This window comes from Lysinibacillus sp. HST-98, assembly GCF_016757845.1.
GTDB lineage: Bacteria > Bacillota > Bacilli > Bacillales_A > Planococcaceae > Lysinibacillus > Lysinibacillus capsici.
The window spans coordinates 217,546-240,690 of the sequence record NZ_JAENHX010000001.1; the positions used below are offsets into that span (position 1 = coordinate 217,546).

At 38.9% G+C, this 23,145-nt stretch carries 27 protein-coding genes; 11 read left to right on the top strand and 16 right to left on the bottom strand.

Annotated features, from left to right (window positions below; genetic code table 11):
* The first annotated feature begins 49 nt into the window (after positions 1–49).
* The 3 genes from crcB (JIN86_RS01155) to JIN86_RS01165 are packed head-to-tail and all read left to right on the top strand — an operon-like array spanning position 50 to position 1,103.
* Positions 50–415, top strand: coding sequence for a fluoride efflux transporter CrcB (crcB, locus tag JIN86_RS01155; RefSeq protein WP_036218665.1), 366 nt, complete (start codon positions 50–52; stop codon positions 413–415).
* A complete protein-coding gene (gene crcB, locus JIN86_RS01160; RefSeq protein ID WP_202341070.1) occupies positions 412–741 on the top strand; it encodes a fluoride efflux transporter CrcB in 330 nt (109 codons plus the stop codon). The genes crcB (JIN86_RS01155) and crcB (JIN86_RS01160) overlap by 4 nt, the downstream gene beginning before the upstream one ends.
* Before the next feature lie 14 nt (positions 742–755).
* Entirely contained in the window at positions 756–1,103 is a 348-nt protein-coding gene (locus tag JIN86_RS01165) for a hypothetical protein (protein ID WP_004230577.1), read from the top strand.
* Positions 1,104–1,133: 30 nt separating this feature from the next.
* Here the strand turns inward: JIN86_RS01165 and JIN86_RS01170 are convergent, their stop codons facing one another.
* From JIN86_RS01170 to JIN86_RS01180, 3 genes are all read right to left on the bottom strand, one after another.
* Entirely contained in the window at positions 1,134–1,835 is a 702-nt protein-coding gene (locus JIN86_RS01170) for an SIR2 family NAD-dependent protein deacylase (RefSeq protein WP_202341071.1), read from the bottom strand.
* A gap of 54 nt (positions 1,836–1,889) precedes the next feature.
* Positions 1,890–2,516: a trimeric intracellular cation channel family protein gene (locus JIN86_RS01175; protein ID WP_225341040.1), complete on the bottom strand. Its 627-nt coding sequence runs from the start codon at positions 2,514–2,516 to the stop codon at positions 1,890–1,892.
* 229 nt (positions 2,517–2,745) lie between these two features.
* A complete protein-coding gene (locus JIN86_RS01180) occupies positions 2,746–3,672 on the bottom strand; it encodes a helix-turn-helix transcriptional regulator (RefSeq protein ID WP_004230582.1) in 927 nt (308 codons plus the stop codon).
* A 162-nt stretch (positions 3,673–3,834) separates the two neighbouring features.
* Between JIN86_RS01180 and modA the strand changes: the two genes are divergently transcribed.
* Together modA and modB are read left to right on the top strand one after the other, a co-directional pair.
* Complete coding sequence (modA, locus tag JIN86_RS01185) at positions 3,835–4,620, top strand: molybdate ABC transporter substrate-binding protein (protein ID WP_202341072.1); 786 nt, start codon at positions 3,835–3,837, stop codon at positions 4,618–4,620.
* Positions 4,621–4,623: 3 nt separating this feature from the next.
* Positions 4,624–5,280, top strand: a complete 657-nt coding sequence (gene modB / locus JIN86_RS01190; protein WP_202341073.1) for a molybdate ABC transporter permease subunit — start codon at positions 4,624–4,626, stop codon at positions 5,278–5,280.
* 37 nt (positions 5,281–5,317) lie between these two features.
* Here modB and moaD read toward each other — a convergent pair whose 3' ends face one another.
* From moaD to JIN86_RS01215, 5 genes are read right to left on the bottom strand one after another with little or no spacing between them, the layout of a single operon-like run.
* Positions 5,318–5,551: a molybdopterin converting factor subunit 1 gene (moaD, locus tag JIN86_RS01195; protein WP_004230585.1), complete on the bottom strand. Its 234-nt coding sequence runs from the start codon at positions 5,549–5,551 to the stop codon at positions 5,318–5,320.
* Positions 5,548–6,024 carry a molybdenum cofactor biosynthesis protein MoaE gene (locus JIN86_RS01200; protein WP_004230586.1) on the bottom strand — a complete coding sequence of 159 codons (477 nt, stop codon included), beginning with the start codon at positions 6,022–6,024 and terminating at the stop codon, positions 5,548–5,550. Before JIN86_RS01200 ends, moaD begins: the two co-directional genes overlap by 4 nt.
* Positions 6,021–6,539 carry a molybdopterin-guanine dinucleotide biosynthesis protein B gene (mobB, locus tag JIN86_RS01205; RefSeq protein WP_202341074.1) on the bottom strand — a complete coding sequence of 173 codons (519 nt, stop codon included), beginning with the start codon at positions 6,537–6,539 and terminating at the stop codon, positions 6,021–6,023. Before mobB ends, JIN86_RS01200 begins: the two co-directional genes overlap by 4 nt.
* Complete coding sequence (locus tag JIN86_RS01210; protein WP_202341075.1) at positions 6,509–7,798, bottom strand: molybdopterin molybdotransferase MoeA; 1,290 nt, start codon at positions 7,796–7,798, stop codon at positions 6,509–6,511. Before JIN86_RS01210 ends, mobB begins: the two co-directional genes overlap by 31 nt.
* A 13-nt stretch (positions 7,799–7,811) precedes the next feature.
* The gene (locus JIN86_RS01215) at positions 7,812–8,828 is read right to left on the bottom strand and encodes a thiazole biosynthesis adenylyltransferase ThiF (RefSeq protein WP_004230589.1); all 1,017 of its coding nucleotides are present in this window, start codon (positions 8,826–8,828) and stop codon (positions 7,812–7,814) included.
* Positions 8,829–8,935: 107 nt separating this feature from the next.
* Here JIN86_RS01215 and JIN86_RS01220 point away from each other — a divergent pair, with 107 nt between their 5' ends.
* From JIN86_RS01220 to moaC, 3 genes are read left to right on the top strand one after another with little or no spacing between them, the layout of a single operon-like run.
* Positions 8,936–9,430 (top strand): MogA/MoaB family molybdenum cofactor biosynthesis protein, encoded by a 495-nt coding sequence (locus tag JIN86_RS01220; protein ID WP_004230590.1) that lies wholly within the window; start codon positions 8,936–8,938, stop codon positions 9,428–9,430.
* Entirely contained in the window at positions 9,427–10,017 is a 591-nt protein-coding gene (gene mobA / locus JIN86_RS01225) for a molybdenum cofactor guanylyltransferase (RefSeq protein ID WP_202341076.1), read from the top strand. Before JIN86_RS01220 ends, mobA begins: the two co-directional genes overlap by 4 nt.
* On the top strand, positions 10,010–10,492 hold the full coding sequence (gene moaC, locus JIN86_RS01230; RefSeq protein ID WP_202341077.1) for a cyclic pyranopterin monophosphate synthase MoaC: 483 nt from the start codon (positions 10,010–10,012) through the stop codon (positions 10,490–10,492). Before mobA ends, moaC begins: the two co-directional genes overlap by 8 nt.
* Positions 10,493–10,541: 49 nt before the next feature.
* Here moaC and moaA read toward each other — a convergent pair whose 3' ends face one another.
* The 3 genes from moaA to JIN86_RS01245 are packed head-to-tail and all read right to left on the bottom strand — an operon-like array spanning position 10,542 to position 12,734.
* Positions 10,542–11,558 (bottom strand): GTP 3',8-cyclase MoaA, encoded by a 1,017-nt coding sequence (gene moaA / locus JIN86_RS01235; RefSeq protein ID WP_004230593.1) that lies wholly within the window; start codon positions 11,556–11,558, stop codon positions 10,542–10,544.
* Positions 11,559–12,374, bottom strand: a complete 816-nt coding sequence (fdhD, locus tag JIN86_RS01240) for a formate dehydrogenase accessory sulfurtransferase FdhD (protein WP_202341078.1) — start codon at positions 12,372–12,374, stop codon at positions 11,559–11,561.
* A gap of 12 nt (positions 12,375–12,386) precedes the next feature.
* A complete protein-coding gene (locus tag JIN86_RS01245) occupies positions 12,387–12,734 on the bottom strand; it encodes a Na-translocating system protein MpsC family protein (RefSeq protein WP_004230595.1) in 348 nt (115 codons plus the stop codon).
* Positions 12,735–13,312: 578 nt separating this feature from the next.
* Between JIN86_RS01245 and fdhF the strand changes: the two genes are divergently transcribed.
* Genes fdhF through JIN86_RS01260 form a run of 3 tightly spaced genes read left to right on the top strand, consistent with a single transcriptional unit; the run spans position 13,313 to position 17,792 of the window.
* Positions 13,313–16,249, top strand: coding sequence for a formate dehydrogenase subunit alpha (fdhF, locus tag JIN86_RS01250; RefSeq protein WP_202341079.1), 2,937 nt, complete (start codon positions 13,313–13,315; stop codon positions 16,247–16,249).
* A gap of 4 nt (positions 16,250–16,253) precedes the next feature.
* The gene (locus tag JIN86_RS01255) at positions 16,254–16,733 is read left to right on the top strand and encodes a helical membrane plugin domain-containing protein (RefSeq protein WP_202341080.1); all 480 of its coding nucleotides are present in this window, start codon (positions 16,254–16,256) and stop codon (positions 16,731–16,733) included.
* A 12-nt stretch (positions 16,734–16,745) separates the two neighbouring features.
* The gene (locus JIN86_RS01260) at positions 16,746–17,792 is read left to right on the top strand and encodes an Mrp/NBP35 family ATP-binding protein (protein WP_202341081.1); all 1,047 of its coding nucleotides are present in this window, start codon (positions 16,746–16,748) and stop codon (positions 17,790–17,792) included.
* 465 nt (positions 17,793–18,257) lie between these two features.
* Here the strand turns inward: JIN86_RS01260 and JIN86_RS01265 are convergent, their stop codons facing one another.
* The 5 genes from JIN86_RS01265 to JIN86_RS01285 form a co-directional block, all read right to left on the bottom strand.
* Positions 18,258–19,910, bottom strand: coding sequence for a M20/M25/M40 family metallo-hydrolase (locus JIN86_RS01265; RefSeq protein ID WP_202341082.1), 1,653 nt, complete (start codon positions 19,908–19,910; stop codon positions 18,258–18,260).
* Positions 19,911–19,940: 30 nt separating this feature from the next.
* Positions 19,941–20,663 carry an amino acid ABC transporter ATP-binding protein gene (locus JIN86_RS01270; RefSeq protein ID WP_004230601.1) on the bottom strand — a complete coding sequence of 241 codons (723 nt, stop codon included), beginning with the start codon at positions 20,661–20,663 and terminating at the stop codon, positions 19,941–19,943.
* Positions 20,638–21,333, bottom strand: a complete 696-nt coding sequence (locus tag JIN86_RS01275; RefSeq protein WP_004230603.1) for an amino acid ABC transporter permease — start codon at positions 21,331–21,333, stop codon at positions 20,638–20,640. The genes JIN86_RS01270 and JIN86_RS01275 overlap by 26 nt, the downstream gene beginning before the upstream one ends.
* Positions 21,334–21,540: 207 nt before the next feature.
* On the bottom strand, positions 21,541–22,368 hold the full coding sequence (locus tag JIN86_RS01280) for an ABC transporter substrate-binding protein (RefSeq protein ID WP_202341083.1): 828 nt from the start codon (positions 22,366–22,368) through the stop codon (positions 21,541–21,543).
* Between the two features lie 21 nt (positions 22,369–22,389).
* On the bottom strand, positions 22,390–23,136 hold the full coding sequence (locus JIN86_RS01285) for an SDR family NAD(P)-dependent oxidoreductase (protein ID WP_004230607.1): 747 nt from the start codon (positions 23,134–23,136) through the stop codon (positions 22,390–22,392).
* Positions 23,137–23,145: the final 9 nt, after the last annotated feature.

Genomic DNA, 23,145 nt, shown 5'->3' on the forward strand with positions numbered 1-23,145 from the left:
TTGTCTCATGATACACTTTCATTATAGTCATTTTCAGTAAGGGGTTTTTATGTTGAGGTCATTTCTAGCCGTGGGAATTGGTGGAATGCTTGGTGCCATCTGTCGATATAGTCTGAGTCTCGCCGTTCCCAATACAGAAATATTTCCATTCACAACACTGTTTATTAATTTACTGGGCTGCTTTTGCTTAGCATGGCTTTTTACTTCTTTTATAAAACGCACACCTATTATACTAGGAGTAGGTACAGGGTTTTGTGGCGCTTTTACTACCTTTTCGACATTTTCCTTAGAGACACTATTACTCCTAGAAAATAGCGAGTGGCTACAGGCTGTACTCTATGTTACAGTGAGTGTTTTAGGTGGATTAGCTTGCACATGGCTGGGAATACGACTTGCTAGGGGGCGTATTGCATGATTTTAGTTGGAATTGGTGGATTTTTTGGCGCTCTCTCTAGATTTTATTTAGGAAAATTACTTGTACATCCCTATCCATGGGCGACTTTTATTATTAATTGTACAGGCTCCTTTGCGCTTGGTTTCTTATTTGCCCTACATCTTAGTGATTGGTTATGGCAATTAATTGGCATAGGTTTTTTAGGAGCCTACACAACTTTTTCTACTTTTGGATTTGAATGTCTACAGCTTATAGAACAACAAAAATGGAGACAAGCCATTAGCTATATTGCCAGTACCTTGCTAATTGGCATACTTAGTGCAGCTATTGGTTATCTAGTCGTATAAAAGAGGGTGAACTATTGACACTGCCGTCAAAAGAGTTACTGGAGGAATTAGAAGTTGAAATAGAGCAAACGCTCTATTCATTGATTGACCTAGAATTAGAGGAAAATTACGCTACCATGAATACACAATTTGCGCAATTACTTGCCAAGGTTCAGACAGCCCAGTTGATTGATTACAAGCTGGATGTTCTCGTTGAACCTCAAGCTTTTGCACCTGAAACTTGTATTCTTTTACAGAGCCTCATAGAAGCAAAGGCGAGACCAAATAAAAGGCATAAACTGTTAACACATCGTATGATTTTGAAGATATGGTTACGAAAAAACCCACGATTCATGAGGGAATTTCTACCCCAAATGTTTTAGGCGCCACTTGGAATTGCAAGGGCGCCTTTTTTAGATTTGAAGTGTTTGCAACACTTCTTTTATTTTCCCTCTCACCGTCAGATCAAATGAGGTTGTCTGCTGTGAAATATCCATATTAATATAAACGGCTTTTCCTGTTGTCATCATAGGCAGTTGGTTGACGGGATACACCTCAAGACTCGTTCCAATGACAAGGACAAGTTCAGCTGTTTTGATTGCCTCCATGGAACGGTGCCAGCTTGCTTGTGGTAGGCTTTCTCCAAATAGCACGACATTTGGACGAAGTTTCCCACCACAATGGGTGCAATTAGCCTTGTTTAAGAAGCTTTCCATGCCAGCAGCCTGCTGGCAACATTGACAACGAATAGACCGAATGGAACCATGTAATTCCTCGACGTATTGACTTCCCGCTAATTGGTGAAAACCATCCACATTTTGAGTAGCGATTAGCGACACTAAACCTCTTTGTTCCCAATCAGCTAATATAAGATGCCCCTCATGGGGAGCCACCTTTTCTAGGTTTTCAATACGTGTTTTATAAAATTCATGAAATAAAGAGTAATGATTTGTTAATGCTTCCGTTGTTGCGACAGTTCTTGGATCCATTTGTTTCCACCAACCAGATGCTGAACGGAAATCGGGAACTCCACTTTCCGTTGACATGCCCGCTCCTGTTAGAATCACTGTATTATTTGAAGATAGTAACCACTCGCGTAAACGTTCTATTGCCATTTCCCCCCCTCCTTTTTCGAATTAAAACTACCTTCACCTATTTCGACAATCAACCTATTTTTCCTTTGCATTGTTATAGGAATGTTGAAAAGGAGGCTTCCATTTTAATTTATTATTCACAGATAACATGCGAATCACTACTATAAAAATAACAATGACTGACAATTCAAGCGGGCTGTCCCACCCTAACCATATACAAAGGGCACATACAAATGTTAGGACAGCATGGATTTCTTCTCTTAATGCAAGCGGTGTTCTACCAGCTAACAAATCTCGAACCATCCCTCCACCAACACCAGTAAACATCGACGCTATAATAATGATACCTAGGTCGTGATGCAAGCTTTTTGCTAACAATCCGCCTTGTATGGCGAAAGAAGCTAGGCCAATTGAATCAAAGAAATAGCCCCAGCGGTTCCAATGATGAATCCAGTTCCTTTTGACAAATAAAATGGTCGTCAGCGTGACTAAAACGACTAATAAGGATTGCCGTTCCCATATATCTGACACAGGGATATCCAGTACAACATTGCGGATAATGGAACCACCATAAGACGTTGTCAGACCAAGCACAAATATACCAATAAAAGAATAGTTGGCCTGTAACGCAACAAATGCTCCACTAATGGCGTAGGCAATCATGCCAATGATATGTAATACTGACCATGTCACATCATCCATCTCCTTTTTACTATACAAAAAAGCCCACCATAAAATAGTTGCGCATTGAATACGCAAGCTATTTTATGGTGGGCTAATATCCTAGCAGTAGTACCTACTAATTTATCCATCTCACCATGTATCATAAAAGAATATAGCTGCTGTGCCATACTAATTGACACAACGACCATAAAATTTCCTAGTTAGAATTGTAATTGATTTTTTTATTAAACTCAATATGAATTTTTGATTATAGCGTTTCATACATGACTTGGCCCATTAAAGAGATGTCATAATCTCCTAATGCAGCTACTTCAGATTGGAAATCAGGTGTATTTAAAATCTCCTTCACCATATCGATGAGCGGTTGATTTTCTGGTGTTTTTAATAACACAATATCGTAACGTTCAGTGACCATTGGTATAAAATCGACCTGAATAAGCTTGGCGATTTTTTCAATGCCAATCCCAACATCTGCACGTCCATTGGCAACTGCAGAGGCGACATCGAGGTGGCTCATTTCTTCATGGGTATAGCCTGCAATCGTGGATGGAGCGATACCGTGAATGCGCAATTGCTCATCTAACAGCGTACGAGCACCTGAGCCTTTCTCACGGTTGATGAATGTGAATGTCTTTGTTTGGAAATCTTCAAATGTGCGTATTTCCAGCGGATTCCCCTTTTGAACATAGAAACCTGCTTTACGTGATACAACATTGATGAGAACAAAGGCATGGCTGACAAAGATTTTTTTTACATAAGGAGTATTATAATCCCCTGTATCCCCATCAAACATATGTAAACTCGCAATATCACAGTCTCCGTGATACAACGCCATTACACCATTAAAACTACCTTCATGTGAGCGTAATACTTTCGTAGATCGTCGTTTCTCGATATATTTTGCTAAAATATCTAATACTAAATCTTGCCCACTCACTATAATTTTCGCGTGATTTTTAGTCGGAGTGGCTATGGAAGCCTGTGCCACAGCTGGCATACTACCTGTTTTTCGTTTTTGTATATAGGTTTGCAAGTCAGCACGATCTACCCGCATTTGCCGTCCTACGCGGAAAACTGGCAAATCACCCTTTTTCACTAAATCATAAATTGTTAATTTTGAAACCTTTAATAATTGTGCAACCTCTTCAATCGTATAGGATTGTTCTTGTGACATGTAAAAGTTCTCCTCCTATAAGCCTCTATTTACATGGTAACGTATTTATAGCTTTATGAACATCTTGACATTTTCTACCCTGACTAACTTTCTTTTTTATTTATATCTGATTATAATTAGTTATGTCTTGTTATAACGAGTTATAAAAGGAGTATATTCATAGTGAAAAAATTTTATCGTTTATGTACGACACTGTTCGTACTAGTTGGACTATTAGCAGCCTGTGGTAACCAAGAAAAAGAGGCAGCAACAAACGAACCTGTTGAACTCACGATTTCTGCGGCGGCTAGTCTACAGGATGCCTTAGAAGAATTGAAAACAACCTATGAAAAACAACACGATACAATCAACATCCTCTATAACTTTGGTGGTTCAGGTGCTTTACAGCAACAAATTTTACAAGGGGCTCCTGCAGACCTTTTCTTTTCCGCAGCGGAGGATAAATTTGATGTGCTTGTAGAGAAAGAAATGATCGATCAAAAGCTTGGAACGGATCTTTTAGCCAATGACTTAGTATTAATCGTGCCTAAAAACAATGAAAAGGAAATTCAATCCTTTGAAGATTTACAACAAGCAGGAAAAATTGCACTCGGTACGCCCGAAACGGTTCCTGCTGGACAGTATGGTGTGGACACATTAAAAAATATGCAACTTTGGGATTCACTCGAATCAAAAGTAGTATATACAAAAGATGTACGTCAAGTACTTACTTATACAGAAACAGAAAATGTGGATGCTGGGATGGTCTATAAAACAGATGCCCTTGTCTCTGATAAGGTCAATGTCGTGGCAACTGCCGATGATGCTATGCACGCACCGATTATTTATCCTGTAGGTGTTTTAAAAGCTAGTAAACATGCACAAGAGGCGGAGGATTTTTATCACTTTTTACAAAGTGATGAAGCGATGGATGTCTTTGAAAAGTATGGATTTAAAGGGGCTCAATAAAAGATGAGTACCGATTTTTGGTCTCCACTTAGGCTTTCGATCGAAATTGCTTTTGTTGCAGGGATCATCGCTAGTATAGCAGGTATTTTAATGGGGAAATGGATGGCAACCCATGATTTCAAAGGTAAACTAGTGCTAGAAACGGCATTGCTATTACCATTGGTATTACCTCCTACAGTAGTCGGTTTCCTGCTTATCGTCATTTTCGGGAAAAATAGTATGTTAGGAGATAGCATTATCTGGCTATTCGATCAACCTATCATGTTCACATGGTGGGCGGCCGTCATCGCTTCTACAATCGTTGCCTTTCCATTAATGTATCAATCAGCTAAAACTGGCTTTGCCTCTGTCGATCGAGATATTGAAAATGCAGCACGTGTGGATGGGGCGAATGAATGGCAGGTCTTTCTTTATGTATCCATTCCCCTTGCATTAAAGGCACTTATTGCTGGCGGGGTTCTAAGCTTCACACGCGCTTTGGGTGAGTTTGGAGCGACACTCATGTTTGCGGGAAATATTCCAGGGAAAACACAAACAACACCGCTCGCAATATATATGGCCATTGATTCTGGAAACATGACCCTTGCCTGGACATGGGTTCTGTGTATGATCGCTATTTCTTTCCTTTTACTTCTTACTATCCATATCCTCAAAGTATAAAAGAGGTAGTTGGCTCAAGCCAACTACCTCTTTTTGCTCATCCCCCACTGATCGGTGGAATAAAGGCGATTGTGTCGCCAGATTTAACAATCGTCGTATCCGTTGCAAATTCCTCATTAACCGCTGTCATGATCTGTTGTAATGATAGCTGAGGGTAGCGCTTTTCCATCCACTCTTTTAACTGTGCAACTGTCACATCTGACAGCTCTACTGAGAGCTTTGATTCACCTAGTGCTTCCTGTAGGTGGGCAAATAATAAAATGTTAATCACAGGTTTTCCTCCTCCTGAATGGCTGGTTTCCCTTGCGGATAGGGAACATTTTCTAATTGATCACCAATCCACTCTGTCCCGTCCTCCCAATGTTCTTTTTTCCATATAGGCACGATTTGTTTTATGCGATCAATTGCATATTCATTCGCCATGTAAGCTATTTTACGATGCGGTGATGACACAGCAATCACTACGGCAATATCGGAAATAGCTAAATGCCCGACACGATGGGTGATAGCCACTTTTGCTTCTGGCCACTCTTCTTGTATTTCCTTTGCAATCTGTTCAAACATTTTAATCGCCATTGCTGGATAGGCTTGATATTCCAAATGCATTGTTTTTTTACCATTCGTCATTTCACGCACTGTGCCGATGAATAATGTGATGGCTCCAGCATTTCGACTAAGGACTTTTTGCCTTACTTCCTCCACATCTATCGGTTGATCGATAATTTCAAATAACGCTGTCGTCATCGTTTTCCCCTCATTTCTGTCAACAAAAATTCCATATATTGTGATTCTTCATAAATCGAAAAAGCAGGGATTGCAAGGGATAGATCAAGCGGACAGCTTGGCCAATAAATTACACAGAGGATATTGGTTACTTGCTGTAGCAGTACTTGGTCCTGAGCAGTGCGCAGTAGCACAACCTTCGGATAATGTTCATTTTTATACCCTTCAATTAGCATGATATCCAGGGGAAAAGAATCATAAATCGCAAGTATATCAGCCAATTGCCAGCTATTTTGGTGGATACTCATACGTAAAGTACCCGCCCCCTCCACTGCTGTAACAACCGCACCTGCTTGCTCATGCCGACTACTATCCTTGGAAGTTTCGATCGTCGGTACTCCACCATGTCCATGATGCTTAATGGTTCCTACCCTTAGCCCTTCCAATGTAGCCTGCCTGATCAATTGCGCCATCAATGTTGTTTTCCCACTATTTTGATAGCCCACTATCTGTAAGATTTTTCGATATTGTCCCAAGGCCACTCACTTCCTTGCAAATCTTCTAGCAAAAGGACATCCACTTGCATACCCTTTTCATAGCCTCTAGAGCCACCTGGTAAAACAATGAATGCATTGGCTGTCGCTAAAGATGAAACTGCACTCGATTTATCGAACCCAGATGGGACAGTTACGAGCTTCCCTTTTTCATATTCGATACGAGCTCGTACAAAGCGTGTAAAGGGATTGGGCTTTGTAAAATCAGCCCCTAAAATAGCTTGCTCTCTGCGTAAATGTGGTTGAGTATGCCCATATGCAGAACGTATAATCGGACGTACAAATAGCTCAAAGCCAACATAGCAGGCTGAAGGATTACCAGAAAGACCAAATAATAATTTGTCGTTGCGAGCAGCAACCGTTGTCACACTACCTGGACGCATCGCTATTTTATTAAACAATACCTTTGCATCGATCGCCTCATAAATAGCTGGTAAATAATCATAATCACCTACGGAAACGCCACCCGTTGTAATTAAAATATCAACTTCCTGTAGTGCCTTTTCAACACGATCAATACATAACGCAAGATCATCACTAAACTTGCCAAAATATTTCACTTCTGCACCAGCACGCTCAATTTGCGCCATCATCATATAGGCATTACTATTGCGAATTTTGCCTGGCTGTAAAGCTTCACCTGGCTCTAGTAATTCGCTACCAGTAGCAAGCACACCAATAACTGTTTTACGATAAACAGGTACTTGCTCGTAGCCAAAAGTAGCAAGTAAGGCCATCACACCCGGGTTAATATATTGGCCTTGTTCAATGAGGACTGCGCCTTGCTGCACATCTTCCCCTTTATAGGAAATATTAGTACCTGCTTCAAAAGGTCGTTTAATCGACATATACTTTTGATGATTTTCTTCGAATGTTTGGGTTAATTCTAGCATGACCACTGCATCACATCCTTGCGGTATCGGCGCCCCGGTCATAATGCGGACTGCTTGATGATCGCCAACTACGTCTTCATAGACATAGCCTGCGCCAATTTCTCCAACGACTTGAAAGCGGACTGGATGCTGTGAAGATGCCTCTTGACTATCGATGGAACGAATGGCATAGCCATCATAGGGTGAACGATCAAAAGCTGGTACATCATGATCGGCTCTAATAGCTTGTGCTATAAAACGTCCATGCGCTCGCATTAATGGCACATGCTCCTTTTTTGCTTGAAAGGCATAGTCCATTACACGATGAACGGCTTCTGCCACAGGAATTGGTTGTCTTTTTTCTACCATTTGGTACACTCCCTTAACCTAATAAACGATAATAAATGCTTTTGGCTTTCTGTATATCTTGTATACCATGTATCACGACTCGCCCATCTTGGAAAATAACGATTCGGTAATCGTCCGCTTGGCAAGATAGCAAATACGGATTAATCTGAACTTCTCCGTGGGAACGGAGCTGATTTGCCAGCTGGTCGAGCGAATAGTAGATAGGCTTTGGTGGTCGAATTTGTACCGCGTCTCGGCCACAAAGGATCTGTAATTTCGTTTGATTTTCATAGGATAGGTAAGGATAGGTCGGCTTGTCGCCACAGGATGGACAATCTCCCTGCCTTATTTTCTCCACATTGATTTCATAGTGTTGATTGTGCCAAACATCAAACGTTAAGTAGCTTTTTCGTAAGGCTTTGTCATCCCCAACAAGCAGCTTGAAAACCTCTGCCACTTGATAAGCAGCTACGATTTGTACCGTTGGGCTAATAATTCCTACCGTATCACAAGTCATCCCAGTATGAGGCATCACGTTTAATAAGCAATGCAAACAAGGTGTTTTGCCTGGCACAATTGTATAAGTCGCACCATAACTACCCACACAAGAGCCATATACCCAAGGAATACGATATTTTTGGGCAAGGTCATTCATGACAAAGCGAACATCAAAATTATCGGTCGCATCGACCATCACATCAACATCTTCTAGTAATGGTAGCAAGGTCTCTGTGCAAGCATCCATAATGCCGACATGAATTTCTACCTCTGTGTTTATTTGTTGGAGACGCTTTTTAGCTGCGATAACTTTGGGCATTTTTTTTTGTGCATCTAGCTCTGTATATAATTGCTGTCTTTGTAAATTACTCCACTCTACATAATCACGATCAATGAGGGTCAGCCTGCCAATACCCGCTCGCACAAGCGCTTCTGCACTAGCACTCCCCAATGCCCCCGCACCTATGATAAGGACGTGTTTTTGCTGAAGGGATTGTTGCCCTGTTTGTCCGATGGGGTGAAATAATTGTTGTCTAGAATATCTATTTTGCATACGTATGAGGCCTTTCTTTCTATGAATTTTCGTTTGACCTTTTCATTTATAGCATTATAATAAAAGCAATGTTTTTTAGCAAAAACGCATTTGAAGGAGGTCTTACTGTGCATCCCACACATCAGCAGCAACCAATTCAAGCTGCCATTTTAACGGTCAGTGATACACGCACAAAGGCAGATGATCATGCTGGTCAGCGTATTCAGTCCTTACTACAGGAAGCTGCATTTGAAGTTGTAGACTACCAACTAACAAAAGATGAACCGCTCGATATCACTCGTTATGTTAAAAAATGGTGCAGCGATCCAACAATTAATACCATTATCGTTACGGGTGGAACAGGATTTACACCAAGAGACCAAACCTATGACACCATTCTGCCTCTGTTTGAAAAAGAAATGATGGGGTTTGGTGAATTATTTCGAATGCTCAGCTATGAAGAAATTGGCCCAAAGGCGATGTTTAGTCGTGCCACCGCTGGAAGTCTCCAGCAAACAGCCATTTATGTTTTACCAGGCTCCACAAATGCGGTGACTTTGGCTATGACGAAGCTTATAGTACCTACAGTCCAACATTTTGTCGGTGAGTTAAAGCGCTTATGAAAATTGCAGGTATAGTGTTAGCTGGGGGTCAATCCTCTCGCTATGGACAGCCAAAAATGTTTGAGATGTTTGCTGGACAGCCATTATATAAACATAGTCTCATAGCCCTGCAAAAAAATCAGCTAGATCCTCTTATTATCGCTACGAATGCGCACTTACAACATCAGTTTGGACAGGAAAATGTCCAATGGGTCATTGAAAAGCAGCCACATCAAGGCCCTCTTTTTGCTGTGCATCATATCATGACAGCCTATCCTGATGTGGAATGGTTTTTTGTCGTAGCAAGCGATATGCCTTATATGAATGCAGAATTTATCCAAAAAATGTTAGGGCTGATTCATGACACTTATGATGCCATTGTTCCGACCCAAGCACTACGCGATCAGCCATTAGCTGCATTATATCGACGTACGGCTTTACCAAAGGCGACACAATTAACGGCACAAAATAAACGGAGTATGAAAGTGCTTTTAGAGCAACTTCGTGTTTGTTATGTCCCTTTTGATGACGATGGCTCAACATTTATCAATATCAACGCACAACAAGACTGGTCACAAACAAGTAAAAAGGAGTTTAATAATGAATAATTTTACACACTGGAACGAAGAAGGTCGTCCTAAAATGGTCGACATCTCCACAAAAGAAATCACCACACGTACAGCCATTGCACGCAGTACGATTCTTTTATCCGATGCGGTCTATGAAGCCATCCAACAAGGTGGCATTAAAAAAGGTGATCCGACGCAAGTTGCGCAAATTGCAGGGATTATGGGAGCTAAAAAAACAGCTGATATCATTCCCATGTGCCATCCCATTATGCTACAGGGCACTGATTTCCAGTTTGATTATGAAAAAGGAGAGAATGGCTATGAGCTCCATATTCAAGCCACTCTTAAATGTAATGGAAAAACGGGTGTTGAAATGGAAGCTCTCACTGCTGTGTCTGTCGCTGCACTAACTTTCTATGATATGTGCAAAGCCGTTGATAAGACGATGGTCATCAAAGAAACTTACCTTGTTGAAAAAACAGGTGGGAAAAGTGGCACTTTTGTGCATAAATAAACAGAAAAAATTCGGCCTTATTGTGCCGATTTTTTCTGTTTTTTACACGTTACCCCCCAATATGAGACATTTCAATTTTTGACGTTTTCCTTTTTGCCATCGTTTGTTCATTGCGTTCATCTGAATAACGATCATTTCTTGTTTCCCAAATGCTCGTAATGCACTTGATGATGGCAGCATCATCTTGCCCTGAACGTAACAATTCCCTTAAATCCGTGCCTTCTGTTGCAAATAAACAAGTGTATAATGACCCTTCTGCAGAGATACGAGCACGTGAGCAATTGGAGCAGAATGAATCTGTTACAGATGAAATAACACCAATCTCACCTTGAGCGTCTTGATACTGATAACGCGTTGCCACTTCTCCTTTATAATTGGGGGCTACTGGTTGTAATGGCGTAAACTGATGGATTTGCTCAATGATCTCTTTTTTGGACACCACATCATCCAAGCGCCAGCCGTTCGAATTCCCTACATCCATATATTCAATAAAGCGTAGAATATGTTGTTTTTCTTTAAAAAACTGTGCCATGGTAACAATATCTTGTTCGTTTTTCCCTTTTTGAACAACCATATTAATTTTTACTTGTAAGCCCGCTTCTGCAGCCTTTTCAATTCCCTCTAACACTGGCAATACCTTGCCTCTATAACCATTCATCTCGAAAAAACGCTCATCATCAAGTGAATCTAAACTAACAGACACTCGGGCTAAGCCTGCCTGTGCCAATGGCTGTGCGTATTTTTTTAATAACGAGCCATTGGTTGTTAAAGCAATATCTTCTACACCCTTTATGCGGTGAATACGGGCAATTAATTCGGGTAAATCACGACGTAGCAAGGGTTCCCCACCTGTAATCCGTATTTTTTTCACGCCCAATGAAACAAAGATTTTTACTAATCGTTCAATTTCATCAAAACTTAATATTTTATCAGACGGTAAAAATGCGTAATCTGGACCAAATACTTCTGCTGGCATACAATAGCGACAGCGAAAATTACAACGATCTGTCACGGATATTCTTAGATCTCTTAACGGTCTGTGTAATTGGTCTTGTAGATTCGTCATTTAATCTCCTTCTTTCAATTCATTAGCTGGTAATAGGATGCGCTGTGGATGTGTATAAATATTCAATGTCTGTTGCCGAATAAAGCCAACCGTCGTAATACCAAGCTGCTCTGCTAATTGCAATGCTAATTCGGTTGGTGCTGATTTTGATAACACAATGGAACAGCCTATTTTGGAAACCTTTAGTAAAATCTCTGATGATATTCGTCCGCTAAAGACGATAATTTTATCTTCCATACGGATGTTGTTGCGTAGGCAATAGCCGTAAATTTTATCCAAAGCATTATGACGTCCAATATCCATGCGACTTAGGACGATGCCATTTACATCACAGAGTGCAGCATTATGCACGCCACCCGTTTTCTTAAAAATATCGGCACTATCCTGCATCGCATGCATTAGACGGAAGCAATCCTCGGTCGTTATTTGCACATGGACTTGATCCATTTTTTTCGCTACTAATGCATCGTTCGTAAACACAAATCCTTGTCGACTCATCCCACAGCAAGACGTAATATAGCGCTTGTTTTGCGTCTGTTGGTAATAAGGATTAATATGCTTTGTTTTAATATGCACAAAACCCTCTTTCTCTTGGTGCCAAATTTCCTCAATATCCTCAAAACTACGAATCACTCGTTCAGAAGCTAAGTAGCCAATAACCATATCTTCCACATACTCCGGTGTACATACCATCGTGACAAATTCTTGCTGATTAATTTTTACGGTCACAGCGTATTCTGAAACAATTAAATCAACCATTTCTGTCACTCGTTGTCCTTCAACACGCACAATTTTTCTTGTCATTGCTCGATCCATAAGGCACCCCCTTTATTCACTGATATGCTTTTCAAAAACAAAGACGGAAATCGCAAAATCCTCTTCAATTTTAATATCTGAAAATAAGTGAAGTAATTTGCTGCCCATCAATTCCTCCATACCCTCTGGTGGCGATTGTCTATATAAATCTTGAATCATACTCGTCCTTGCAGCATGGACCATTTTCAGCCCTTCTGGTGTACTGGCAATAAACTTTTCTGTCGGAGTGATATTTCCGTATAAGGTAGATACAGCCATATTCTCGACAAAAACGGTATGAATACGCTCCGGACCTTTACCAAATACTTCCTTCCTTAACTTTCGAATCATGTCATTAAATTCGTGGATTTTTTTAGACATAGCAACGATTCTCCCATCATAATTAAACTTTTTTAGGCAAATGGTTATGTAGGCCACCCTTACAGTTTGTTAATGATATAGCAACTTTTAAAAAAATAAAAGTGAAAATACTTTTTGATAATTATTCTCATTTAATAAATTTTATGATAAATATTGTTCATTTTGAAGGAAAGGGCTATAATATGCATATCACAAATGGAATTAATTTATTTTGATCCCTATGTTACGATGTTGCATAGTGTTTTTAATAGTTGAATTCTATTGTAATCAAAAAATAAAAGTAGATTGAGTTTTTAGCAAGACCTGCTAAGAATTTTATCCACCATGAATTAGTAGCATGTCTAGGACATGTGATTTCATGGTGGATTTTTTTTATTTTTTCAAAACCGAGACATCATGGATAACATGTTATGATCTAGCAATTTACCTATTTTGAGGTAGCTTCAAAAACCATTGGGAATTACAATGATAACAAGACAATCTTTTCAACAATCACCAACTCGATTTGTTATTCCCTTTTGTCTTAAGCTGTACCATGTTATCCGATTCGACTCAAAGTGCAAAAGGAGGAAGTTACCTTGACTCAAATTAATATTAATGGCGTACCGTATGAAGTAAAAGAAGGAGCTACAATCCTTGATACCATTAATCAACATGACATTCCGCATCCACAGATTTGTCATGTGCCTGCTGTTGACCCAATTGAAACATGTGATACATGTATCGTGGAAGTGAATGGCCAATTAGTTCGTTCCTGCTCTACAAAGGCAGTAGACGGCATGAATGTATTCCTAACTTCTGACAAAGCAAAAGCGGCACAAACAGAAGCGATGGACCGTCTACTTGAAAATCATTTACTGTATTGCACAGTTTGTGATAACAACAATGGCAATTGTGCATTACACAACACAGCTGAAATGATGGAAATCGAGCATCAAAAATATCCCTACCAACCAAAAGTTGAACCTCATGAAGTGGATATGTCACATCCGTTTTATCGATATGATCCTAACCAATGTATCGCTTGTGGTCAGTGCGTAGAGGTTTGTCAAAATCTACAGGTAAATGAAACATTATCCCTTGATTGGGAAGCAGAAAGACCACGTGTCATTTGGGATACGGGCGTTGCTATCAATGATTCTTCCTGTGTAAGTTGTGGTCAATGCGTAACCGTATGTCCATGTAATGCCTTAATGGAAAAATCCATGCTTGGAGAGGCTGGATTTATGACTGGCCTCAAACAGGATATGTTAGATCCGATGATCAGTTTGATTAAGGAAGTTGAACCAGGCTATAGCGGTATTTTTGCCGTTTCTGAAGTGGAAGCAGCCATGCGTAGTAAACGCACAAAAAAAACAAAAACAGTATGTACTTTCTGTGGTGTAGGCTGCTCGTTCGAAGTTTGGACAAAGGGTCGTAAAATTTTAAAAGTACAGCCTTCCGATGGTCCAGTAAATGCGATTTCTACATGTGTCAAAGGGAAATTCGGCTGGGATTTTATCAACTCTGAGGAACGTATTACAAAACCACTCATTCGTAAAAATAATGAGTTTGTGGAATCGTCGTGGGATGAAGCCCTGGATTTAATTGCAACAAAACTAGGTGGCATTCAACAACAATATGGCTCGGGTTCTGTTGGCTTTATCTCCTCTTCTAAAATTACAAATGAAGAGAATTACTTAATTCAAAAAATGGCCCGTCAATTATTTGGAACAAACGATGTCGATAATTGTTCTCGTTATTGTCAATCTCCTGCAACAGATGGTTTATTACGTACAGTTGGCATGGGAGGAGATGCTGGTACGATCAAAGATATTGCTAAGGCTGGACTTGTCATTATTGTTGGGGCTAATCCAGCTGAGGGACATCCTGTTTTAGCAACACGTGTGAAACGTGCACATAAATTACATGGTCAGAAATTAATTGTTGCTGATATTCGTAAGCATGAAATGGCAGAGCGTTCCGACATCTTTATGCGTCCAAAGCAAGGTACTGACCAAGTTTGGTTAATGGCTGTTACCAAATATATCATTGATCAAGGTTGGCATAATGAAGCGTTTATTCAAGAAAACGTCCTTCATTATGATGATTTTAAACAAGTACTTGCAACCTATACACTTGATTATGCACAAGAAATGACTGGTATTAGTAAGGAAACATTGATCGAAGTGGCTGAAATGATTCGTGATGCAGATGGGACATGTGTTCTTTGGGGCATGGGTGTAACACAAAATACTGGTGGCTCCTATACATCCGCAGCGATTTCAAATTTACTTTTAGCAACTGGGAACTATCGTCGTCCAGGTGCTGGTGCCTACCCACTTCGCGGTCATAACAATGTGCAAGGTGCCTGCGATATGGGGACACTTCCAAATCTATTGCCAGGCTATCAAAGAGTCACAGATGACGAGGCACGTGCAAAATTTGAAAAAGCCTATGGTGTCCCTATTCAACCACAGCCTGGTCGAAATAATATGCAAATGTTAGATGCGATTATGGAAGGGAAAATGAAAGCAATGTATTTAGTAGGTGAAGATATGGCACTCGTTGACTGTAATGCCAACCATGTAGATGAGGTGCTTTCACAGCTTGACTTTTTCGTTGTCCAAGATTGTTTCCTCTCACGCACAGCACAATATGCAGATGTGATTTTACCTGCTGCGCCTTCGCTTGAAAAGGAAGGTACATTCACGAATACAGAACGTCGCGTTCAACGTCTCTATCAAGTTTTACCAACACTTGGTGAGTCGAAAGCAGATTGGGAAATCTTACAAGAGGTTGCTCGTCGTTTAGGAGCAGATTGGCATTATGATCATCCAAGTGACATTTTTGATGAAATGGCGAGCCTGTCTCCCCTCTTCTCACAAGCCAACTATGAGGTTCTAGAGGGCTGGGGAAGCTTCTGTTGGGGTAGCCATGATGGTAAGGATACGCCCTTATTATATGAAGATGGCTTTAACTTCCCTGACAAAAAAGCTCGTTTTGCTTTAAATGATTGGGTGCAACCTGTTGAGTTTGAAGCACAATACGATTGTCATATTAATAATGGCCGTATGCTTGAACACTTCCATGAAGGAAATCTAACTAATAAATCGAAAGGTATTCAATCGAAAGTACCTGAAATTTTCGTTGAAGTATCACCAGAATTGGCGAAAGAACGAGGCATTGCAGATGGAGCCCTACTTCGTTTAGTGTCTCCATATGGTGCCTTGAAGCTAAATGCTCTTGTTACAGATCGCGTACAAGGAAACGAATTATTCTTACCAATGAACTCTGTTAGCAAAGATTCAGCCATCAACTTCCTAACTGGTCCTGCAGCAGATGTGAATACATCAACACCAGCTTATAAACAAACAAAAGTACGAGTAGAAGTGCTAAAAGCAAAAGGTAAATCACCACTTCCTCGCACAAACCCACGCTATAAAAAGCGTCATCCTCAAAATGGTGTTGAGGTACAACGAAAATGGAATCGTCCTGGCTACGTTCACTTAACAACCATAAACGAAAGAGAGTGAGAGCATGGCTGTACCCATTACAGGCATTAAAAAACAACAATTAACGGAAGAACAACTAAAGGAACAAAAATTAGACAATCTAAAAGAACTGCTTTCTGAAAATGAAGAAGCCGTCAATCAAGTGTTTAGTATTATGGCTGAATTAAATGATATCGGTGCACTAGAAGCAGCAATGAAGCTACTCGAAGCCAAAGAAGAAGTGGCCCATATTGCACTTGGACAATTAACACGTAAGCCTGTAACCAATATCATTAACAATTTAATGGGTGTTGCGGGAGCATTGACGGAGCTTAATCCTGAAACAACGACTAAGCTGATCAAAGGCTTAAATACAGGCGTAGATGAAGCCAGCAAAACACTTGAATCGAATGAAAAAGTCAGTGCTTTTAAGCTCATGAAAATGTTAAATGATCCAGATGTCAATCGTGCGCTCAGTTTTGGGGTTCATTTCTTAAAGGGACTCGGCAAAGGCTTAAAAGAATAAGGTGGTTCCTAAATGTTAACAAAAGAAAATGTTGTAAACACATTGAAACAGGTGAATGATCCTGAGCTACAACAGAGTATTGTAGATTTGAATATGGTACGCAATATCCAATTACATGACAACCATATAGCGCTGGATATTATTTTGACCATTCCAGGATGTCCGTTAAAGGCAAAAATACAGCAAGATGTGGAGGAGGCCTTACAAGCACTTGGTGCCTCCCATGTTACCATTAACTTTGGTGCAATGACAGATCAGGAGCGACGCACATTAACAGCCTCTCTACAAGCAAAAAATGTAACTGAACAAGGAATGCCAAACATGCTACTGCCTAATTCTGGTGTTCAATTCATTGCCATTACAAGTGGTAAAGGCGGTGTTGGAAAGTCTACGGTGACCATTAATTTAGCGGTTGCACTTGCTCGTCTTGGCAAACGTGTAGGTATTTTAGATGCTGATATTTATGGTTTCAGTATCCCTGCCATGATGAAGATTGATCAAAAGCCTACCATGCTTGATCAAACGGCGATTCCCGTAGAACGTCACGGCGTAAAAATAATGTCGATGGGCTTTTTTACAAATGACAACCAGCCTGTTATGTGGCGTGGTCCTATGCTCAATAAGTGGATTCGCAATTTCCTTGTCAACACGCTATGGGGAGATTTAGATTACCTCCTTATCGATTTACCACCTGGTACAGGAGATGTTGCGATTGATATGGCTGCGATGATTCCACAAGCTCACGAAATCATCGTGACAACACCGCATCTTGCCGCTTCTCATGTTGCTTCTCGTGCAGGCTTGATGGCGCAACATACGAAACACACGATTCTTGGTGTTGTTGAAAACATGGCCTATTTTGAAGGTCCTGACGGTCAAAAAAACTATCTATTTGGACAAGGTGGAGCCAAACAATTAGCAGATTTATTGCAGGCAGATGTAATCGCTCAAATTCCTTTTGCTCAACCTGAGGAAAATACAGGTTCCTCGGTCTATGATGAAGAGTCGATAATCGGTGAAGTGTTTAGTCATTTAGCAGAAGATCTACTCTATAATTAACCCTTGATTTGTTTTTTTACCAAGCACTAATCTAAAAGCTGATACAAATGAAAACACCTTTCGTTGAAATAAGGGGATAAGCATCCCGAACAATCAACGTGAAGGTGTTTTTTATGTGAACAAGAGTAAGTTATTATATAGAAGAAAAAAATAAGATAAGCAATAGTCCCCGCCAAATATTGCGTCTACATTTTTTTATCTTAGGTACACTTCTTCAGTCACATCATCTGTCAGAAAGAGTTACCTTGTATATAGATTGAGACTCTATCTATTTGTAATATCAACAAGAAGTAAAAAAGGAATGACCATGAGCATGTCCCCTAAAGGCACAGTCAATCATCCCCCAATCGAGATCTTTCTGACCGAACTCTAAGAACAGGTCATTGAAGGTTATATTAATTTTTCATAGCAGTTATCTCCTATGCATGTTCATGATGCTACTTTAAACGAATGCCATGATACACTTTAATTTTCAAGTAATTTATCTATTACTAGCTTTGTTAAATTAGGCATTATTTCCATAGTATATTTCAATTCTGTTCTTTCATATCTATTATGTGCATCATAGCCATATGGTCCAATATTGATTGCAGGGATATTTAATTCTCTAATGGCATCATAATTTACATAATGTTTAGTTCTCCAGCTAGGGTTATTGTTAACAACTGAATTCACACTATCTTCATCGACATTTATAGCCACGCAACTCATATCACAAATATGAGGGAAATAATTTTTCTGTACAATAGGCTTATCATAATGTGGTTGAACTTTTTCAACTGCATAATCTAAGGCGGTCAGTAAATTTTTTTCTTTTTCATTTTTACCAGTTACTTCTACACATGGTGAGTACAATGAAGAATAAAAAATAATGATTGCAGGACTCTTATCCTTGGTCCACTTCCAAACTTCTTCTACCACTTTTGCAGAAAACATGCGTACATCTAACTCTTTATTTTTTAATAATTCGTGTTTAAAATTTTTTATATGCTCTTTGTAATGGTCCCCATAATCAACAATAATTGATTGTTCTAATTCTTCATAGAACAATACCCTCGTCTTCCATGGCAATTTTGTATATTCCTGCCCACTAATTTCGCAATACCTCTTATAATGATGATTTAAATTAGTTATTACATTATTAAATGCAATTTCAGCATGGACTTTTAACTTTTCTAACACATCTTTAGGTGACCATGATTGCACAAAGAAATTATAATATACATATGAAGCAAGAGCTGTCTGAACTGTATAAGTCTCTTTAAAATCAGTTTGCTTCAAACTTACAGGTGGCATTGGTGTTTCTCCTAACGATTTATCACATAGCTCTGGGTTATATGCAATTTGTCTAGTTAACTCCGCAGCAATATAGTTAGGGTCGATTCCTTCAAAACTAGAGCCTACATGGCTTTCCACCCCAGTTATATAAAAAGAAGGAAGTAGCTTACCAACGCTTCCTTTATATATATATCTACTTTCATCCCCCTCATACTTAGGAGCAACAAAATCGGAGTTAATTAATGCCGCGTAATCAAACCCATGCTCTACTTTTAACATTTTTAAATCATTTAAACCAGACAATACGCCATGAGAACTATCCTCTTCATCGCATTCAGCAAAAAATACGATATTTCCATTCAGTTCCTCTGGGTGATCTGAATAATATTTTAATAGATAATAATGGCTTGCAACACCGCTCTTCATATCAAGTGTTCCTCTTCCAAATAACCAATCATTTGATTCTAAATGCTCTCGAACCAACGGCGGAACTTCTTCACCCTTTAACGCTTCATGCAGTTCATTAGGAAAACAAGCTTTCTCTTTCAAACTATTATAATCATCGATACCCACCGTATCTGTATGTCCCATTAGCACAACCGTTTTATTACTATCTCCTTTAGTCCCTTTTACAAATGCAAACACATTGTACCTTTCAACCTCATCATTAATTGTTCGTGAAGTAAACACATATTTAGGATTTTTCAGGAAATAAGGTAAATTAGAAATTGTTTTAGCCAATGACTTTGATATGTTAATTTCCCCTTCAGTATTAACAATGCTTTCAATATTTACAAGTTCGTTCGTAACCTTTAATACTTCTTCATACGTTTTTAACATCTCTCATCATCCCCTAATTAAAGATAATAATTATAAAACTTGTTGCAAAAACTTAATCGTTCTTTCTTGTTTTGGCGCTTTAAAAATTTCTACTGGAGAGCCCTCTTCAATAATTTTGCCATCTGCTAACATAATCACCCTATCCGCAACTTCCTTAGCAAAGCCCATTTCATGGGTTACGACGACCATCGTCATTCCATCTTTAGCAAGGTTTTTCATCGTTTCTAAGACTTCTCCTACCAACTCAGGATCCAAAGCTGATGTTGGTTCATCAAATAACATAACACTTGGATTCATTGCCAGTGCTCTAGCAATAGCAACTCGTTGTTTTTGACCACCAGATAGTTGTTCAGGATAGTAATTAGCTTTATCAGCAAGACCTACTCGTGTTAACAAATTCATAGCAAATTTAATCGCTTCCTCTTTACTTTGCCTTTTCACCTGAATTGGTGCTTCTATTACATTTTGTAAAACACTTAAATGGGGAAATAAATTGAAATGTTGAAATACCATCCCCATATTTTCTCTTACATGATTTAAATTAGTTCTTTTTACATCAATAATCTCATCATTAATGCTTATCGTACCTGAATCTAATATCTCCAAAAAATTCATACATCGTAATAAAGTGCTCTTCCCTGATCCACTAGCCCCTATTAGAACAACCACTTCTGATTTATTAATTTCAAGATTGATACCTTTTAAAACCTCCAAGTCACCAAATGATTTAGAAAGCGATTTCAACTTTATCACGTTTTTTCCTCCTTCCAACATCCAGTCGACTTTCAAGTTTATTAAATAATAGCGTGAATAATAAGACTAAAATTAAATAGTAAATTCCCACAACAAAGTATGTTTCAAGAGGCATATAGTTGTATGCTTGAGTTGACAGTGCATGGTTAAACAATTCTGATACTGCGATATAAGCTACTAAAGACGAATCTTTTAACCCTATGATAAATTGATTAGCTAATGCTGGAATCGCTCTTTTAAAACTCTGTGGTAAAATAATTCTTCTCATTGTTTTAAAATATGTCATTCCTAATGATCGACCAGCCTCCATTTGGCCTTTATCAATAGATTGAATGGATCCACGAAAAATTTCTGCAATATATGCTCCTGAATGAATTCCGAGCGCAATGGATCCTGCTGCAAAGTCTGATAAAGTGAAAATACTAGAAATACCATAGTACAAGAACATAAGTTGTACGATTAATGGCATACCACGAACAACAAAAATGTAAGCGTTAGCAATACTTTCCAATATTTTTATATTGGATACTTTGAAGAAGGCAAACACTAACCCAATCACACAAGCAATAAATAAAGAAACAATTGTTAATTCAATAGTTAAAACTGTCGCTTTTAAAAACTCAATGCCATGCTTTTGAAATATTGATGTTACATTTGTGAGAAAATCCATATTAATCACCTAACCTCTTTTAAGTATGTGGACGTAAAAGACAAACACTCCTATAGATAGCTAAAATTTATTAATAAAATTAGATTTTGGCGGGAAGTAAAATAGAAAGAATTTTCAATCTATTTAGTCTGCAATTTTAATATTTTAGAACAATTAATAGCTATGCCTAGTACGTCTTTAGCATACTAGGCACACTATTTTGAACAGTTATTCTAACAAGTCTTTCCCAAACCATTTCATACTTATTTCTTTATACGTTCCATCCTTAACCATCTCTTCAATCGCCTTATTAATCGCTTCTAATAAAACTTCATTATCTTTATTAATCGCCACTGCAATTTCTTCTCTTTTAATGACCTCTCCTAGGGCTTGAATCTTCAATCCTGATTCTTGCATGGCTGAAATACCTACAATTCTATCAGTAATTACTGCATCTAGCCGACCTGGTGGAAGATCCTGTAATGCATAGATTTCACTAGGGAATTCTTTGATTTTATCTGTATATTTCTTAGCATCTTCAACATACGTACTAGCTTGCATAACGCCAATCGTTTTTCCCTTTAAATCTTCTACCGTTTTAATGTCATTATTTTCACTCGAGATAAATACTGTAGCACCTGAAACATAATAAGGGATTGAAAAGTCGACCTGTTTAGACCTTTCCTCGGTAGCTGTCATACTGCCAATAATGGCATCATATTTATTTCCTCGTAACCCTTGAATAATTGTTTCCCATGGATTTGTTATAGGATTTGCTTCAAGCCCAATCCTTTTTGAAATTTCTTTCCCTATCTCAACATCAAAGCCTACTAATTCTTGATTTTCCTTATAATTTAATGGTTTGAGTAAACCACTCATTGCAAATGTTAACTTGCCATCCTTAACCAATTTCATTTCTGTTGTTACACTTTTATCCTGATCCTCATTTTTTGCATCCGCAGTAGCTGGAACTTGTGTATTTGTTTTATTTTCCGAACATGCCGCCATCAGCGAAATAACCAACACCAATAATAAATAGAATATATTTTTCTTCATTAAATAACCCCTTCCATTTAATTAAGCTAGCTCTCCACCATCAATAGCAATTGTTTGTCCGGTAATATAAGATGACTCATCCGAAGCAAGGAAAGCATATAATGCTCCGACTTCCTTAGGATCTGCATGTCGTTTCAGAGGGATACCTTCATTTACAACTTCCAACATATCTGGTGTATACTCAGCCATTTGCATAGGGGTTAGTACGTATCCAGGGCATATCGTATTAACTCGGATATTTGGAGCAAGCTCCAATGCCATTGTTCGTGCTAAAAGATTAACCCCTGCTTTTGAAGCATTGTAGTCAGCATAGAATGGATGTCCTGTCACTCCATTTGTAGACGCTGTCATAAGTATGACACCCTTGCCCTGCTCCATCATCATTTTTGCGGCTGCTTGTGAAGTATAAAATACACCGTTAAGATTAATGTTTAATACTTTACTCCATTGTTCAGGACTAATATCAAGAAACTTATTGCGAATGCTAATACCTGCATTCGCAATAAAAACATCTACACCACCTAAATCCCTCTTTATATTCTCAAAAACAGCGTTTACATTTTCAGGATTACTAACATCTACTACATAGCCTTTAGCCATTCCGGGATTTTCTTTTATCGACTGTTCAATACCCTCTTTATTAATATCTAAAATAGCCACTATCGATTCTTCTTCTATAAAACGTTGTGCGGTGGCTAATCCTATACCACTAGCACCTCCTGTAATAACTACTCTCTTATTTTTTAAACTTCTATGATTGGTGCTCATTCATACACC

Bases quoted from the DNA above. Each gene is read 5' to 3' on its own strand.
- JIN86_RS01255 (WP_202341080.1), top strand. From the start codon at position 16,254: ATGGCTGTACCCATTACAGGCATTAAAAAACAACAATTAACGGAAGAA.
- JIN86_RS01210 (WP_202341075.1), bottom strand. From the start codon at position 7,798: ATGGTAGAAAAAAGACAACCAATTCCTGTGGCAGAAGCCGTTCATCGT.
- JIN86_RS01245 (WP_004230595.1), bottom strand. From the start codon at position 12,734: ATGTCTAAAAAAATCCACGAATTTAATGACATGATTCGAAAGTTAAGG.
- JIN86_RS01275 (WP_004230603.1), bottom strand. From the start codon at position 21,333: ATGGATTTTCTCACAAATGTAACATCAATATTTCAAAAGCATGGCATT.
- modB (WP_202341073.1), top strand. From the start codon at position 4,624: ATGAGTACCGATTTTTGGTCTCCACTTAGGCTTTCGATCGAAATTGCT.
- crcB (WP_202341070.1), top strand. From the start codon at position 412: ATGATTTTAGTTGGAATTGGTGGATTTTTTGGCGCTCTCTCTAGATTT.
- JIN86_RS01215 (WP_004230589.1), bottom strand. From the start codon at position 8,828: ATGCAAAATAGATATTCTAGACAACAATTATTTCACCCCATCGGACAA.
- JIN86_RS01175 (WP_225341040.1), bottom strand. From the start codon at position 2,516: ATGGATGATGTGACATGGTCAGTATTACATATCATTGGCATGATTGCC.
- JIN86_RS01285 (WP_004230607.1), bottom strand. From the start codon at position 23,136: ATGAGCACCAATCATAGAAGTTTAAAAAATAAGAGAGTAGTTATTACA.
- JIN86_RS01280 (WP_202341083.1), bottom strand. From the start codon at position 22,368: ATGAAGAAAAATATATTCTATTTATTATTGGTGTTGGTTATTTCGCTG.
- JIN86_RS01265 (WP_202341082.1), bottom strand. From the start codon at position 19,910: ATGTTAAAAACGTATGAAGAAGTATTAAAGGTTACGAACGAACTTGTA.
- crcB (WP_036218665.1), top strand. From the start codon at position 50: ATGTTGAGGTCATTTCTAGCCGTGGGAATTGGTGGAATGCTTGGTGCC.
- mobA (WP_202341076.1), top strand. From the start codon at position 9,427: ATGAAAATTGCAGGTATAGTGTTAGCTGGGGGTCAATCCTCTCGCTAT.
- JIN86_RS01170 (WP_202341071.1), bottom strand. From the start codon at position 1,835: ATGGCAATAGAACGTTTACGCGAGTGGTTACTATCTTCAAATAATACA.
- moaC (WP_202341077.1), top strand. From the start codon at position 10,010: ATGAATAATTTTACACACTGGAACGAAGAAGGTCGTCCTAAAATGGTC.
- fdhD (WP_202341078.1), bottom strand. From the start codon at position 12,374: ATGGATCGAGCAATGACAAGAAAAATTGTGCGTGTTGAAGGACAACGA.
- JIN86_RS01180 (WP_004230582.1), bottom strand. From the start codon at position 3,672: ATGTCACAAGAACAATCCTATACGATTGAAGAGGTTGCACAATTATTA.
- JIN86_RS01260 (WP_202341081.1), top strand. From the start codon at position 16,746: ATGTTAACAAAAGAAAATGTTGTAAACACATTGAAACAGGTGAATGAT.
- JIN86_RS01200 (WP_004230586.1), bottom strand. From the start codon at position 6,024: ATGACGACAGCGTTATTTGAAATTATCGATCAACCGATAGATGTGGAG.
- moaA (WP_004230593.1), bottom strand. From the start codon at position 11,558: ATGACGAATCTACAAGACCAATTACACAGACCGTTAAGAGATCTAAGA.